The 15170-nt window shown below is 32.9% G+C and carries 14 protein-coding genes; 4 read left to right on the top strand and 10 right to left on the bottom strand.

What is annotated here, in order from left to right:
- Nucleotides 1–54: 54 nt before the first annotated feature.
- Entirely contained in the window at nt 55–2346 is a 2292-nt protein-coding gene (locus JM80_RS02240; RefSeq protein ID WP_013621222.1) for an inorganic phosphate transporter, read from the top strand.
- Between the two features lie 71 nt (nt 2347–2417).
- On the opposite strand, the gene JM80_RS02235 is transcribed toward JM80_RS02240, so the two are convergent.
- Nucleotides 2418–2780 carry a hypothetical protein gene (locus JM80_RS02235; protein ID WP_013621223.1) on the bottom strand — a complete coding sequence of 121 codons (363 nt, stop codon included), beginning with the start codon at nt 2778–2780 and terminating at the stop codon, nt 2418–2420.
- 92 nt (nt 2781–2872) lie between these two features.
- Between JM80_RS02235 and JM80_RS02230 the strand changes: the two genes are divergently transcribed.
- Complete coding sequence (locus tag JM80_RS02230) at nt 2873–3586, top strand: DUF6503 family protein (RefSeq protein WP_144709102.1); 714 nt, start codon at nt 2873–2875, stop codon at nt 3584–3586.
- 68 nt (nt 3587–3654) lie between these two features.
- On the opposite strand, the gene JM80_RS02225 is transcribed toward JM80_RS02230, so the two are convergent.
- On the bottom strand, nt 3655–6111 hold the full coding sequence (locus JM80_RS02225; protein ID WP_144709101.1) for a zinc-dependent metalloprotease: 2457 nt from the start codon (nt 6109–6111) through the stop codon (nt 3655–3657).
- Nucleotides 6112–6276: 165 nt separating this feature from the next.
- Here JM80_RS02225 and JM80_RS02220 point away from each other — a divergent pair, with 165 nt between their 5' ends.
- Nucleotides 6277–7302 carry a YiiG family protein gene (locus JM80_RS02220; RefSeq protein WP_144709100.1) on the top strand — a complete coding sequence of 342 codons (1026 nt, stop codon included), beginning with the start codon at nt 6277–6279 and terminating at the stop codon, nt 7300–7302.
- 4 nt (nt 7303–7306) lie between these two features.
- Here the strand turns inward: JM80_RS02220 and nadD are convergent, their stop codons facing one another.
- From nadD to JM80_RS02190, 6 genes are all read right to left on the bottom strand, one after another.
- Nucleotides 7307–7894 carry a nicotinate (nicotinamide) nucleotide adenylyltransferase gene (gene nadD, locus JM80_RS02215; protein ID WP_038505722.1) on the bottom strand — a complete coding sequence of 196 codons (588 nt, stop codon included), beginning with the start codon at nt 7892–7894 and terminating at the stop codon, nt 7307–7309.
- Between the two features lies 1 nt (nt 7895).
- Nucleotides 7896–8489 carry a guanylate kinase gene (gene gmk / locus JM80_RS02210; protein ID WP_013621228.1) on the bottom strand — a complete coding sequence of 198 codons (594 nt, stop codon included), beginning with the start codon at nt 8487–8489 and terminating at the stop codon, nt 7896–7898.
- Complete coding sequence (locus JM80_RS02205; RefSeq protein WP_034644762.1) at nt 8489–9346, bottom strand: YicC/YloC family endoribonuclease; 858 nt, start codon at nt 9344–9346, stop codon at nt 8489–8491. The genes gmk and JM80_RS02205 overlap by 1 nt, the downstream gene beginning before the upstream one ends.
- Nucleotides 9347–9529: 183 nt before the next feature.
- Nucleotides 9530–10339, bottom strand: a complete 810-nt coding sequence (locus tag JM80_RS02200; protein ID WP_144709099.1) for a DUF1080 domain-containing protein — start codon at nt 10337–10339, stop codon at nt 9530–9532.
- 2 nt (nt 10340–10341) lie between these two features.
- Nucleotides 10342–11100, bottom strand: a complete 759-nt coding sequence (locus JM80_RS02195; RefSeq protein WP_034644765.1) for a DUF1080 domain-containing protein — start codon at nt 11098–11100, stop codon at nt 10342–10344.
- A gap of 24 nt (nt 11101–11124) precedes the next feature.
- On the bottom strand, nt 11125–12177 hold the full coding sequence (locus JM80_RS02190; protein ID WP_034644767.1) for a sugar phosphate isomerase/epimerase: 1053 nt from the start codon (nt 12175–12177) through the stop codon (nt 11125–11127).
- 178 nt (nt 12178–12355) lie between these two features.
- On the opposite strand from JM80_RS02190, the gene JM80_RS02185 reads away from it, so the two are divergent.
- Nucleotides 12356–12817 (top strand): ASCH domain-containing protein, encoded by a 462-nt coding sequence (locus JM80_RS02185; RefSeq protein WP_013621233.1) that lies wholly within the window; start codon nt 12356–12358, stop codon nt 12815–12817.
- A 71-nt stretch (nt 12818–12888) separates the two neighbouring features.
- On the opposite strand, the gene JM80_RS02180 is transcribed toward JM80_RS02185, so the two are convergent.
- Together JM80_RS02180 and JM80_RS02175 are read right to left on the bottom strand one after the other, a co-directional pair.
- The gene (locus tag JM80_RS02180) at nt 12889–14025 is read right to left on the bottom strand and encodes a Gfo/Idh/MocA family protein (RefSeq protein WP_144709098.1); all 1137 of its coding nucleotides are present in this window, start codon (nt 14023–14025) and stop codon (nt 12889–12891) included.
- A gap of 25 nt (nt 14026–14050) precedes the next feature.
- On the bottom strand, nt 14051–15040 hold the full coding sequence (locus tag JM80_RS02175) for a sugar phosphate isomerase/epimerase (RefSeq protein ID WP_013621235.1): 990 nt from the start codon (nt 15038–15040) through the stop codon (nt 14051–14053).
- Nucleotides 15041–15170: the final 130 nt, after the last annotated feature.

Genomic DNA, 15170 nt, shown 5'->3' with positions numbered 1-15170 from the left:
TAACGTTAGACAGTTAAAAACAAAGCATATTTGCAAATTGAATTTTTATAAATTATGGAGAGTAATATTTATTTAATAATGATTATAGCTTTAGCGGTTTTGGCTATTGCGGATCTTGTAGTTGGCGTGAGTAATGATGCAGTCAACTTTTTAAATTCAGCTATAGGATCTAAGGCTATTTCCTTTAGATCTATAATGATTGTTGCTAGTGTTGGTATTGCCTGCGGAGCTATATTTTCTAGTGGGATGATGGAGGTTGCTAGAAAAGGTATTTTTAACCCTAATGAGTTCTATTTTAATGAGATTATGTTCATTTTTATGGCCGTAATGATTACAGATATTCTGTTGTTAGATTTTTTTAATACCTTGGGTATGCCTACATCTACAACGGTTTCTATTGTTTTTGAACTTTTAGGTGCAGCTGTGGCAATGGCATTAATTAAAATATTACAGGCTGGTGGTAGTGCATCAGACGTTGTAAATTATATTAATACTTCCAAAGCAACAGAAATTATAATTGGTATTCTCCTCTCCGTTGTTATTGCTTTTTCAATAGGTGCTATTGTACAGTGGTTTTCTCGTTTACTTTTATCTTATGATTTTGATAAAAAAGCAAAATGGGTAGGTTCTGTATTTGGTGGTATTGGTTTATCTGCTATTACCTACTTTATTTTTATGAAAGGTATTAAAGGTACAGCATTTGCTAGTCAGAGTTTTGAGCTTATTGGAGATATGACTATTAAGCACTTTTTAGAGGTTAAGTGGTTTCCTATTGTTTTGGTAAATTTTGTTGTTTGGTTTGTTTTATCATATATACTAACAGCAATTGCAAAGCTTAATATTTATAAAATTATTATTGGTGTTGGTACATTTGCGTTAGCATTAGCCTTTGCAGGTAATGATTTGGTTAACTTTATAGGTGTGCCAATTGCAGCATACCAATCTTATACAGAGTGGTCTGCATCTGGTGTAGACGCAACTGCTTTTAGCATGTCTATTTTGTCAGAAAAAGTGCCTACGCCAACGTTGTTGTTGTTTATTTCGGGTATGATAATGGTTGCAACACTTTGGTTCTCTAAAAAGGCACGCTATGTAGCAGAAACAGAAATAAACTTGTCTAGAGAAGGCGAAGGTAAAGAACGTTTTGAACCTAACTTTTTGTCTAGAGGTATTGTTAGAATAGGAATGGCAATTTCTACATATACATCTGCTGTAATGCCTAAATCTATTTCTGATAAAGTAGAAGCAAGATTTGAAAAACCAAAAATAGCGTTAGCTAAAGATAAAACTTATGAAATGCCTGCTTTTGATATGGTAAGGGCAGCTGTTAACTTAGTTGTTGCGGGTATTTTAATTTCTGTAGCTACATCATTTAAACTACCATTGTCTACAACTTATGTAACTTTTATGGTAGCAATGGGTACTTCTTTAGCAGATAGAGCTTGGGGTGCAGAAAGTGCTGTGTACAGAGTTGCTGGTGTTTTAAATGTTATTGGTGGTTGGTTTGGAACTGCAATTATTGCATTTACTGCAGCTGGTATTATTTTAACTCTTATAAATTTTGGTACTGGTGCAGCTATTTCAATATTATTATTTGTTGCTATTTTATTATTGGCAAGAAACTATATATCATACAATAAAAAATCTAAAGAAATTAAGGCTGAAGATAGCCTTAGAAGAGCAGAAAGTAGTTCTATCCAAGGTGTTATTGTTGAAAGTGCTAAAAACACAGCTAATGTTGTTAAAAGAACAAATAAAATTTATACCAATTCTATTGATGGGTTGGCTAAGCAAAACTTAGACATTCTTAAAAAGAATAAAAAAGGAGTTGTTAAATTGGGTGATGAGGTAGATGATTTAAGAGATCATATCTTTTATTTTATTAAAAACTTAGATGATGCTAGTGTTGGGGCAAGTAATTTTTACATAAATATTTTAGGCTCTTTACAAGATATGACGCAGTCTTTAGAGTACATTACTAAAATATCATACAAGCATATTAATAACAACCATAAAAAATTAAAATATAACCAAATTAAAGAGCTAAAAGAAATAGACTATAAATTAGAGCATATTTTAAATGAAACTCAGGTTGTATTTGAAACGCGTTCTTTTGATGGAATTGCGCAGATTTTAGAAGAAAAAGAGGAGTTGTTTGAGTTACTTTCTCAAAAAATACAAAAACAAGTAGAGCGTACTAGAACAGAAGAATCTAGTCCAAAAAATACTACTTTGTATTTCTCATTATTATTAGAGACTAAAGATTTGATGACGGCTACAATGACTATGTTAGAGTTGTATTACAACGAGCATGATAGTAGTGTGCCGCCAGCTACAATTTCATAAGTAGTGAGCATATAAATATAAAGCCCAACAATTATGTTGGGCTTTTTTTTGACTCACTATTTTAATTACAACTAGTTTTTAATCTTATCAGGAGATATAATTTTTAGGTTATAAGTAGCGGTAGTATCTATTGTAATGTTTCTTGTGTAATAGTTGCCCTTTGGTTTATAAACTGGCATTTTACTACTGTGTTTGTTCTTTTGCCTAGTTACGTCTGTTAGATAAAAATTATTTTGCTTGTTGTACTTTTCTAAATTTTTTTCTCTAAACCTAGAGAAAGCATCAGAATTTTTATTGCTGTATAGACTTGTGATATTAGGAGTTGTAGTTTTGTTTAGCAATGTAGAATCTACCGCGAACACATTTTTTTGCTGAGCTAAAGATGCAGTTGCTATTAAGCCTAAAGCTGCTATAAGTATTAAAGATTTTTTCATAGCCTATTTTTCTTACAAAATATTAATTTTTAATTAAACTAAAAATAGTTTTTATACTTTAGGAGTATTATTACCCTTAAAAAAAATATTTTATGAATATTAAATTTTTGTTTTTTACATTTTGTATGCTAGCTTTTGCCAGTTTAAAGGCTCAAGAAACTGGAGCTTTTGAGTTTTTAGACAAAGTAATTGCTCGTCATGATCCTAATAATAATTGGCCTACTTTTAAAGGTGACTTTGTGGTTACAATGAGCACTCCTAATAAAAAAGATAGAGTTACAGATATTCATATAAACCAGCCTAAAAGCACTTTTGTTTTATCTAACTCAAAAGAAGGTAAAAAGCATACTGTTAGGGTTGTAAATGATAGTGTTCATTTTTTTGTTGATGACAGACAGATTGTAAATGAGGAAGAGCAAAAAAAGCTAAAGTTTAATAAGGAACGTGCACTTTTTATGAGAAACTACTATACATACTTATACGGTTTGCCAATGAAACTAAAAGACAAAGGCACTATAGTAGATCCTAAGCTTTATTCTAAAACAATTAATAAAAAATGGTATAAGGTTATTAAGGTAACTTATGATAAAGAAGTGGGTAAAGATACTTGGTATTTTTATTTTAACCCTAAATCTTTAGATATGGAGATGTATCAGTTTTTTCATGACGAAACTAAAAATGATGGAGAATACATTTTATTGTCTAATACAGAAATTATAAATGGTGTGCGTATGCCCGCCGTTAGAGCTTGGTATACCAATAAAGATGATAAGCTTTTAGGTACTGATGTGTTAACTAAAAAGTAGTTTTTAAGATATAAAAAAGAGGGGTAATTTATACAAATCACCCCTCTTTTTATGTGTAGTGCTGTGTTTTATTTAGGTTCTAAAGCTTGGTCTATTTTAGCAATAGCATCTTCATAATGGTAGCGTGTAACAGTATTAATGCTTCCATTTTTTGCTACTTTTAATTTAGAGCGTAAGGTTTTTAATTCTCCTCTAACTAAAGAGCTTACGTCAGATGTGGTAACATTAAAACTAGATCTGCTGCTATTTTTTGCATTTAATAATGTTCCCATACGTTCTAAATATGTTCGTTGTAAGTTTCTACGGTAAATATCTGCGCTTTTACCAATGTAAGCTTCTTTCCATATGCCTTTACGTAAGTCAGACAACATTTCTAAAGCGCTGTAGTATGTTTTGTTTGTGGTTTCTGCATCTAGCAGCCTACCAATGCGGTCTGCGCTTAAAACACCATTTAAATGTCTTGCTTGTACTTTACGTAAATTTTCTGGATAGCCAGCATAATCTATGTTTTGTAAAATGGCATTATCTACTAACCATGATTGGGTGCTAAACACATTGTCTTGTAGCCATTTCATAGACTCTTTTTGCTTAGTTTTGCTTAAAGGTGTATACACGGGACCATTTTGTTTTGGTGTTTTTAAGTTTTCAAAAACACCACCAATATTGGTTACTACATGGCCTGCGTATCTACTATAAACACCTAATAATTCTCCGTATAATTCTTCTAAATCATCATAGTTATTTGTTTGGTCAGATGTCCAATTGCTAAGGTTTTTTGCTACATATTTAAGGTTTTTTACTCCGTATGAGCTTGCTTTAACTGGATCATCTCCTAATCCTTCAGTTTGTGATTGAGGATCAAAACGGCTAGACTGTCTTCCAAATTTATAAATAGGATTGTCTGCTTTTTCTAAGATCCATTTACTTAAAGTAGGTACTTCTGCTTCAGGAGAATTAGCCGCTAAATAACGATAACCCCAGTTTGTAACATAATGGTCATAAGGTCCCATTTGTCTAATAAATCTAATGTTTTTATCTCCTGGTTGCGCAATATAATTGTAGCGAGCATAATCCATTATACTAGCAGCAATACCATTTTTTTGAGTAAATTCTCCATTACGTAAAGAGTCTACAGGATAAGCATAACTTGCAGCCATATTGTGAGGGTAACCTAATGCATGGCCAACCTCATGTGCTATAACCATACGCATCATATCTCCTATTTCTTTAGGTTTGGTGTTGAGTGTTCTTGCATTAGGGTTAGCAGCACCAGTTTCTAATAAATACCTGTTTCTGTAACTACGTAAATGGTTGTGGTACCAAATAATATCACTCTCAATAATTTCTCCGCTTCTTGGGTCAGATACACTTGGGCCAACTGCATTTCTTGTTGTGCTAGCAACATAGCGTATCATAGAATATCTAATGTCTTCAGGGCTAAATTCTGGGTCTTCTTCTGGTGTAGGAGCGTCTCGTGCAATTATTGCATTTTTAAAACCAGCAGTTTCAAATGGTTTTTGCCAGTCTTCAATACCTTGTTTAATGTATTCTTTTAAATTTTCAGGTGTACCAGGATCTAAGTAGTAAACAATTGGTTTTATAGGTTCTACCAATTCTCCTCTTGCATATGCTTCAGGGTCTTTTGGTTCTAACCTCCAACGTCTAATGTATGTTTTTTTATCTGCTTTTAGCTCGTCACTACCAAAATCATACTGACTAACAGTAAAAAAGCCAACCCTTGGGTCAAAAATACGTGGTTGCATTGGTTGCTCTGGTAACAAAATCATAGACTGATTTATTTGTAAGCTAATAGATTCTGTTGCTCTAAGTGTAGATGGTTCTGATGCATTAAAAGTAAAGTCTTGTTTTACTTCTATGTTTTCAGGAAAACTTTTAACACTGTTTATAAAACTACGTTTTGGATCTAATCTTTTTACTTTGTATGTTTTTCTTAATCTGCTAGATAGTCCGCTAATTGCAGGTACATCTGTGTTAAATAAAGCAGTTACGTCTACAACAACACTTGTAGAGTCTGTGTTAAAAGCTTCTATGTCAAAAGCAAATAGGGTAGGCTCATAGTTGTTAACTTTTACAGATGCACTTATTGCTTTGCTGCTATCTGCAACATTATCATAAGATTTTGCTTTAAGTAAAATTTTGTCTTGAAAACGAACCCAATGTACTAATTGCTCATTAGTTTTAGAGCCGGCATTCATATATCCGCCGCCAAGTCCGGTAGGTATTTTAGCTATTCTAGTAACCCAAAGCATATCTTTGTTTAGCTTGCTAAAAGGTATTTCGTATAAATACTTTTTATCAACCTTATGCACTGTAAAGAGACCATTGTCAGTAACGGCATCTTTTGTTACAACCTGACTGTAATTTTTAATGTCTCCTTTTTTTGGTTTTTGAGCAGGAGCTGTTTGTTCTGTTTTCCCTTTTTTAGATTTTTTTTTCTTTTGGGCAGTTGTGCTAGCAGCAGAAAATAACGATGCTGCTATGCAAAATAAGAGTATTTTTTTCATTAGTGGTTTGTTAGGGCTACAATATAATAAATGTAGAATTGTATGTTTGTTAGTGAAAAGTTAATATAATAATAGATTGTTCATAACAATTATAAATAATCACGGTATGCCGTGATAGTTAACATAATAACTTTGTTTATTTTTGCACCACATTAAAAATAAGAAATGAAAAACTACCTTGTACATACCTGTTTAATTGCTTTTGTATTTGTAAGTTGCAAAAACATAAAGCAAGAAAAGGATGACAAGGGTATGGAAACGGTAATTAGTTCTTTAGAACCGTTTTCTTCTGATGAAAAAAAACTTGTAGTTAGCACTATTAAAGACGCATATAACTCTACAGAATTTGTGGTGAAATACAATAACTACATAGAGTTTTTTAATACTTATGATGATAAAGTACGTAAATCTTACGCTAATTACTTAAGTTGGGTTAACCAAAAAGAGACTAGCGGAACTACAAATTTAAAAAGTAAAATTGGTTTACCTTTAGAAGAGTTAAACATTTTAAAATCTACCATAGTTCATAGTCCTGCTATAAAAAAGGTAGATGCCAATATGCTTTTGGTGTACAAAACTGCAGAAATTTTATACAATACTATTTTAGAAGTAGATGCGTATTATAAAAAAGGAATTGTAGAGTCTGTAGATGTTAATAAAACTAAAAAGCTTCACATAAAATTGCTAGAAGCTTACCGTAATTACTTTTCTACTTTTGATGATATGTCTATTGTTTTTTACAGGTTGCAAGACGATGTTGAAAAGTATAAAAAAGAGAAGTATAAAGAGCAAGAGTTGGTAGTGCAATACAATTTATTTACTGCTATAAATGCTACAGAGGCTATTTTAAATGAAATTGGAGGTAGAGATGTAGACGGACTTTTAACTTTAGATTTTACGGTAATTAACCAAAAAATAAAAGAGCTTAGAGCGGCATATGTTGCATTAGAAGGATTAAAGGAAAACCAAGATTTAATAGTAAAAGAATTTGGTAAGCCTATGCCAGTTGTTACTAATTTTACCAACCATTTAGGAAACATTTTAATGGGGTTAACTAGTTTAAAATTGCGAATTGCTAATAATGATTTTGATTATGGTAAAGATCATCCAAACATTGCTGCAGACGGTTCTCCTTTAAAGCTAGAGCTAGAATTTATAGCTATGGTAAACGAATACAGAAGTATAAATTAAGTATTTATCTGTAAAAATTCATTTCATCCATATACTTAAAAACTGCGGCAGGTAATAAAGGCGTAATGTTTTTACCTAATTTGTGATTTTTACGAATAAACGTAGATGAGATTTCCATTATAGGAGCATCTGTTACCATTTTTATTTTAGGGTTATTTTTAAATTGATGGTCTATTGTGCCAGAAGAAACCCTAGGGTACACATAAATATTGTGGTTTTCTAAAATAACCTCGTAGTTTTTCCACTTATGAAGACTTTTTAGGTTGTCTTCTCCCATTATTAATGAAAAATCGTAACCATTTGGGTACTTCTCTAGTAAATGAGCTAAAGTATGTACCGTATAATTGGGTTGTGGTAAATTAAACTCTATGTTAGATGGTTTTAGTTTAGGGTATTCTTCAGTAGCCTCTAAAACCATTTGGTACCTGTGGTGATTGCTTAATAAAGATTGTTTTGTTTTAAACGGACTCTGAGGTGTTATTACAAACCAAACTTCGTCTAAATCTGTAAATTCTACTAAGTGGTTTGCTATAACTAAGTGTCCTAAATGTATTGGGTTAAAGGTTCCAAAATACAACCCTACTTTCTTCATTTTACGCTTCTTTTTCTGGGTTTGGTTTGCTTATAAAATCTTCAACCAGTTTTTCTGCTTCAGCTAAAGCAGTGTCTAAATCGTAATTTTTAATAACGGTATCAAATTGTGGAGCGGTAGCTAATTCTACAGATGCTTTTGCTATACGCATATTAATTTTATCGTCGCTTTCTGTGCTACGCTTTTTTAACCTAATCTTAAGCTCGTCTATGCTAGGTGGCTTTACAAAAACTGCCAGTGTTTGTTCTGGAAATTTCTTTTTTATACGCAATCCTCCAACAACATCTATGTCAAAAATAACGTTTTTGCCTTCAGCCCATAAACGTTCTACTTCTGTTTTTAGTGTTCCGTAAAAGTTATCTCTGTAAACCTCTTCCCATTCTAAAAAATCATCGTTTTTTATATGGTTTTTAAATTCAGATAATGATAAAAAATAGTAGTGTTCGCCATTTTTTTCTTTTCCTCTTTTAGGTCTAGATGTTGCAGATACTGAAAATGCTAGGTTTAAGTGTTTTTTACCTAATAAATGTCTAACTATAGTTGTTTTGCCACTACCAGATGGTGCTGAAAATATGATAAGTTTGCCGCCTTTCATTATAAAACATTTAGCATTTGTTCTTTAATTTTTTCAAGCTCGTCTTTCATTTGCACTACCAACTGTTGCATTGGCGCATAATTAGCTTTAGAGCCAATGGTGTTAATTTCTCTACCAATTTCCTGAGATATAAAACCTAATTTTTTTCCGTTAGAGTCGGCAGAGTTTATTGTAGTTGTAAAGTAAGATAAGTGGTTTGCTAAACGAACTTTTTCTTCTGTAATGTCATATTTCTCTAAATAGTAAATAAGTTCTTGTTCAAACCTATTTTCGTCTACATCAGTCTTTAGGTCAGATACAGCTTTTTCTAAACGTTCTCGTAATGCAGTTTGCCTGTCTGGATCTATAGCAATTACTTGTTGTAGCAAGCTTTCTAATGAAGTAATACGTTGTTTAAAGTCTTGTTCTAAAACAGCGCCTTCTTCAGTTCTAAATACGTTAATTTCTTTTAAGGCTTCTACAAGTGTATTTTGTATTGCTTTGTACTCTTCAGCGTCAATCTCTTCACGCTCTGTTTTCATAGCATCTGGTAAACGTAAAGCCATTTCTAAAAGCTTAACATCATCACCTTCTGCTATGTTTTTTAATTGTTGCATGTACTGCTTAACAATTGCTTCATTTATTTGTGATGAAGTATCTGCTCCAGTACTTTCAATATAAAGATTAAAGTCTATTTTACCTCTTTGTAAGCCATTAGCAATAGTTTTGCGTAACTCCAATTCTTTCTCTCTGTATGCAGATGGCATACGTGCATTTAAATCTAAACTTTTGCTGTTTAAAGACTTAATTTCAATAGTAATTTTTTTTGATGGAAGTTGCACTACGTGTTTTCCAAATCCGGTCATGGACTGAATCATATATTGTAAATTTTATGCAAATATAATTAAACTATACTAGTTGAGGCTACCAGTCTATTCTAATAACGCTATTTCACTAGTTTGAAAACAAATGATAGGATAAATACTTTAATTTTCTGATTAAAGTAAAAAATTCTGCCTAGTTGTAATAGACAGAATTTTTCTGTTTTTTAAGAATTGCTATTAGAGTTCTCTTACCCAAATATTTCTATAGCTAACCCTGCTGTTGTCTCCGTGATCTTGCAATCTTAAAGGGGCTTTACCGTGAGCTTCGTTTTTAGGCCATCCAATGTAAGGTGTTGTGCCTTTAATTTCTACATGGTCTAAAACTAGAATTCCGTTGTGTAAAAGTGTTAGTGTCCCAGATTTTATTTTTTTACCAGCTTTATTAAATTCTGGTGCGTGGTACACAACATCATAAGTGTTCCACTCTCCAGTAGGTACAGATGCTTTTGCAAGCGGAATATGTTGTTTGTATATTGAGCCAACTTGTCCGTTTACATAAGTATCATTATTGTTGTTATCTAGTACTTGTATTTCATATCTATCTTGAAGAAACACACCGCTATTTGCACGGTTTTGTCCATCTCTTAAAATTTCTTTAGGAGACCTCCATTCTATATGCAGTTGTATACTGCCAAATTCCTTTTTTGTTTTAATGTCTCCAGATTTATCTTTTACTGTAAAAAAACCATCTTCTTCATTAACATCCCAAGGGGCTGGTTTGCCATCTGTGCCAACCCATTGGTCTAAGTTATTACCGTTAAATAATACAATAGCATCACTAGGAGCGGCATTATTTTTTGCAGGTGTAACTGTTGGTGGTACTGGTTTGTATAATTCTGTTTCTTCGGGTTTTGTAGGTTCTGTGCCACTGTATTCCTCGTGGATTATGTAATCTACTTCAGATTTGGTTTCAGGGGTTTCTACTGTTGCTTTCTCTTGGCAGCTAATAATTAGAAGCCCTAAAAGAGACCAGGTAATTTTTTTCATGCTTAATTTAATTCTTTAATTTTTATGTTTCTGTATGATACCACATCACCGTGGTCTTGCACGCCAATTTTACCTGTTTTATATTTAGCAAAACCATCCCAGCCGTTAAATTTAGAATTCTCTAGTAAGGAGTTCCATTCTTCTCCTTCTAAAGGAAATTCTGCTACCGTAACACCATTTAGAACAGAACTACCCTTGTTGGTGTTGTGGTTAATTGTAATAACTGTTGTATTCCACTCTCCAACTGGTTTTGTTGCGTCTTTACTAGGAGCAACTAAATCATATAAAGCACCAGCTTGGCGATCTGTTCCGTTTTTTGCATCAGGGTGTTTTTGGTTGTCTAGTACCTGTACTTCTAAACCTGTTTCATAAGGCTGTCCGTATGTGCCATCATCTTTAATTCCCCAAAAAATACCACTATTTCCTCCTTCAGATATTTTCCAATCTATAGACAATACAAAATTTGTGTATTCTTTTTTAGAAACAAGATTGTAATGGGTGTCTTTAGGTCTGTTTGTTGGTGGATGAAAAACTAGGGCGTCACCTTCAATCTTCCAATTTTCAATAGCGTTATCGTTTCCGTACAATTTTAAATTGTCAAGGTTACTGCCATCAAAAAGCACTGTCCATTCATTTTTTGTAGGTGCTTCTTTTATGGTGTTTTCTGCAGTAATTTCTTTTTCTTTTGTTTCTTGGGTTGCTTTGTCTTTGCAGCTAAAAGTTAATGCAGTTAAGCAGCTTATTAATACTAATTTTTTCATAAGTAGTTATTGTTGTTTGTTATTTTAAATGCCTAACATTTTTTTTAGCAACTCTTTATCTGTACCAGTTTTAGCAAAATCATCAAAAGTTTTTTCTGTAGCTTCAATTATGTGGTCTTGTATAAATTTAGCACCTTCTGTAGCACCTTGCTCAGGACTTTTAATACAGCATTCCCATTCCATAGTAGCCCAAACATCGCATCCATATTGGGTAAGCTTAGAGAAAATAGTTTTAAAATCTATTTGTCCGTCTCCTAAAGAACGATACCTTCCTGCCCTGTCTTTCCAGTCATTATAACCACCAAAAGCACCTTTTTTACCTGTTGGGTTAAACTCAGAATCTTTTACGTGAAAAGACTTTATGTATGGATGGTAATGGTCTATAAAAGCAATATAGTCTAGTTGTTGTAGTACAAAATGACTTGGGTCATACAAAATATTTACACGTTTGTGGTTGCCTGTAGCTTCTAAAAAACGCTCAAAGGTATCTCCGTCATGAAGGTCTTCTCCTGGATGAATTTCATAGCAAACATCTACATCTTCTTTGTCAAAATGGTCTAGTATAGGTAACCATCTAGCTGCAAGTTCTTCAAAACCAAGTTCTACTAAACCAGGAGGTCTTTGTGGCCAAGGGTGCATTGTATGCCATAACAAAGAACCAGAAAAAGTAGCGTGAGATTTAATACCTAATCGCCTACTTGCAGTACCAGCTTTTTTAACGGTTTCTATTGCCCATTCTGTTCTTGCTTGTGGATTTCCACGTAAATGTTCTGGTGCAAAACCATCAAACATTACGTCATAAGCTGGGTGTACAGCAACCAATTGTCCTTGTAAATGAGTAGATAGTTCTGCAATTTCTAAACCATAAGAATTTACTTTTGCTTTAAGTTCATCACAATATTCTTGGCTATCTGCGGCCTTGTCTAGGTCTATTAAAAAAGTTTCCCAAGTAGGTATTTGTATACCCTTATACCCAAGGTCTGCTGCCCATTTGCATAATCCTTCTAAGGAATTAAATGGAGCTTTACTGTCTACAAATTGTGCTAAAAATACCGATGGACCTTTTATTGTCTTCATTTTATGTAATTTAATGCTATATTTAACGTTTAATTTTTAAGGCTATAAAGAAGAATAACCCAAGTTATAAATATAATAATTTGTAAACGATTTGGGGTAGCTTTTTATACGAATTGAGTGGTTTTGTGCGACGAACAACATAAAAACCGTATTGGACTAAAAATATAAATTTATATCTGTGGAAAACAATAAATCGGCTAAGAATTTATGGGGAGATTATTTAGATAAGCATTTGGAAGATGCTTTTGTAAAAGACCCTAAAGTAGAACATTTCTGCGATAATGAAAAAGATGCAAATGAGTGTGCTACACTGGTTGTTAAAGGAATAAAAAAAGCAACTACGCACTCTTTACTTGGTTTGCAATTGCGTAATGAATCCTTACCAAAAATAGGTGATTTTAGAATTGTTACCGACTGGAGTGGCCAAGCAAAATGTATTGTGCGTACTACGGCTGTTAAATTAAAGCCTTTGTTTAGTATTGACGAAAGTTATGCGCAGAAAGAGGGTGAGGGAGATAAAAGTTTATCGTATTGGAGAACTACACACGTAGATTATTATACAAGAGAATTGGCAGAGTTTAAACGTAAGCCCACAGATAGTATGATAGTTGTTTGTGAGGAATTTGAAAAAGTTTTTTAAACTGGCACTACATTATATAAAAAAGCCACACTTTTAAAGTGTGGCTTTTTGTTTTTATATTGGTGTATTAGTTAATCTAAATCTATCCAAACATTTCCTTTTTGGTGAGAGGTTACGCTACTTTGTATAAAGTTAAGACCACGCACGCCATCTAACATTGTTGGGAATTCCCCATCATTGTACTTTTCACCTCTTACAGCTCTGGCAACGCCTAAATAAATGTTAGCCATTGCATCAAAAATACCTTCTGGATGCCCTGGAGGTAATTTGGTTCCGTCTAAAGATAAATCAGAGTTATAAGCGTGTCCTGGTTTGTATACCTGCAAAGGTTTATCATCACTCATAACATACAGATAATTTGGGTTTTCTTGCTCCCATTTTAACCCGCCTTTGTTCCCGTAAATTTTAATGGTAAGTCCGTTTTCTTCACCAGTAGCTATTTGGCTAGCTCTAATAATACCTTTTGCGTTACTGTTAAAACGAACAAGAGCTGTACCGTCTATGTCCATTTTATTATCATCATATAAATAATTTAAATCTGATAATAAAGATTTTATTTGCATACCAGTTGTGTACTCTATCATATTAAACGAGTGTACACCTATGTCTCCCATACAACAGCTAATGCCAGATTTTTCGGGATCTAAACGCCAAGTGCTGGCTCTTTTATCCTTTTCATGAATTATAGGGTTTATCCATCCTTGGTAGTATTGCGCATCTACTTTTTGAATGTCTCCTATAGCACCAGCTTTAATCATTTCTCGCATTTGGCGTACCATAGGGTAGCCAGTATACGTATGTGTAACGGCAAAAATTGTACCTGCTTTTTCTAAAGTAGCTTGTAAAATTTTAGCCTCTTCGTAAGTGGTTGTCATTGGTTTTTCACAAATAACATGAAAGCCATTTTCTAATAACTTTTTAGCCATAGGAAAATGTAAAAAGTTAGGAGTAAGTATAGAGCATACTTGTATTCTTTCTTCTGCAGGTAGTTTTAATTCTTCCTCAATAAGTGTGTCAAAATCTTTATATATTCTGTTGGTAGGAATATCTATTTGTTTTGCAAAACTTAAGCTATCTTCTAAATTAGGATTAAAAACAGCACCAGTAATTTGGTAATTGTCATTAATAAAAGAAGCAACCCTGTGTAAAACACCAATTAAAGAATCTCCACCGCCACCTAGAATTCCTAGTCTAATTTTTTTACTCATAAAAGTATCTTTTAAGGCTTATTTTTTATTTTAAGTTTTTAGATGCATTAATTAGTAAGTCTCTGGTAGCAATAATACCTTCTTCTTCACTTTTTTCTTCACCTTCATATTCAACCCCAATAAAACCAGTATAACCAGCATCTTTTACAATTTGTAACATTTTGGCATAGTCTATTTTCGTTTCATTTCCTTCTGCATCAAAATTGTAAGACTTAGCACTAACTGCTTTTGCATATGGCATTAATTCAGTTATCCCTTTGTAAATGTCATACATATCTTCACAGCTACCATCTTCTGCTTTTTTAATACAAAAGTTTCCAAAATCTGGTAATGTACCAACGTTGTCCATATTAACTTTGCTCATTACTTCAGAAAGTAATTTTCCATTAGATGACAATCCGCCGTGGTTTTCTACAATAACATTTATATTATGTTCCTTAGCAAAAGTGCCAAGTTGTGTTAATCCATCTACAGAGCTGGCAACCCATTCTTTTTCTTCTGTAGCACCTGCTAAATTTACGCGTATAGCGTGGCATCCCATTTCTGCGGCAGCTTTTACCCATTTGTAATGAGCTTCAACAGTTTTTTTACGTTCAGCGGCATCTGCCAAAGCAAGATCTCCTTGTCCGTCTACCATAATTAAAACATTTTTCATATCATGTTTTTTAGCAGCTTCATTAGATTTAGCTACAAATTCTGCCATAGCCTCATCAGAATAATTTGCCTCCTTAACATCATTGTAAAGAGCGCTAACATATTCTAAACCTGTAAAACCTAATTTTTTCGCGTTCTCAGCAAAATCATAAGGATTTCCGCCATCAAAAACTTGCTTGTGTAGCGACCACTGCGCTAAAGACAACTCAAAAAATGGTTTTTTTTCGTCTACTTTAGTTTTCGCAATTTCTTCTTTTACTTCTTCGGTTTTTTTAGGAGCATCCTTACATGATGCAAAACAAAAAACAAGTAAAACTAATGGATATTTTACACTTTGTTTAACTAGGTTTTTAACTTTCATTTTTTAGATATTTAATTTTTAGGAATTTACATCAACTATAACGTTATAGTACGTTAACCTCAATATTTACAGGGTTTAAATGTAGAAAATTTATTTTATATTTGAGAAAATTATCAAATAAACAACGCAA

Source organism: Cellulophaga sp. RHA_52 (genome assembly GCF_007827205.1).
Taxonomy (GTDB): Bacteria; Bacteroidota; Bacteroidia; order Flavobacteriales; family Flavobacteriaceae; genus Cellulophaga; species Cellulophaga lytica.
Note: the sequence above shows the minus strand (reverse complement) of the source record. Positions and strands in the feature narration are given on the sequence as shown.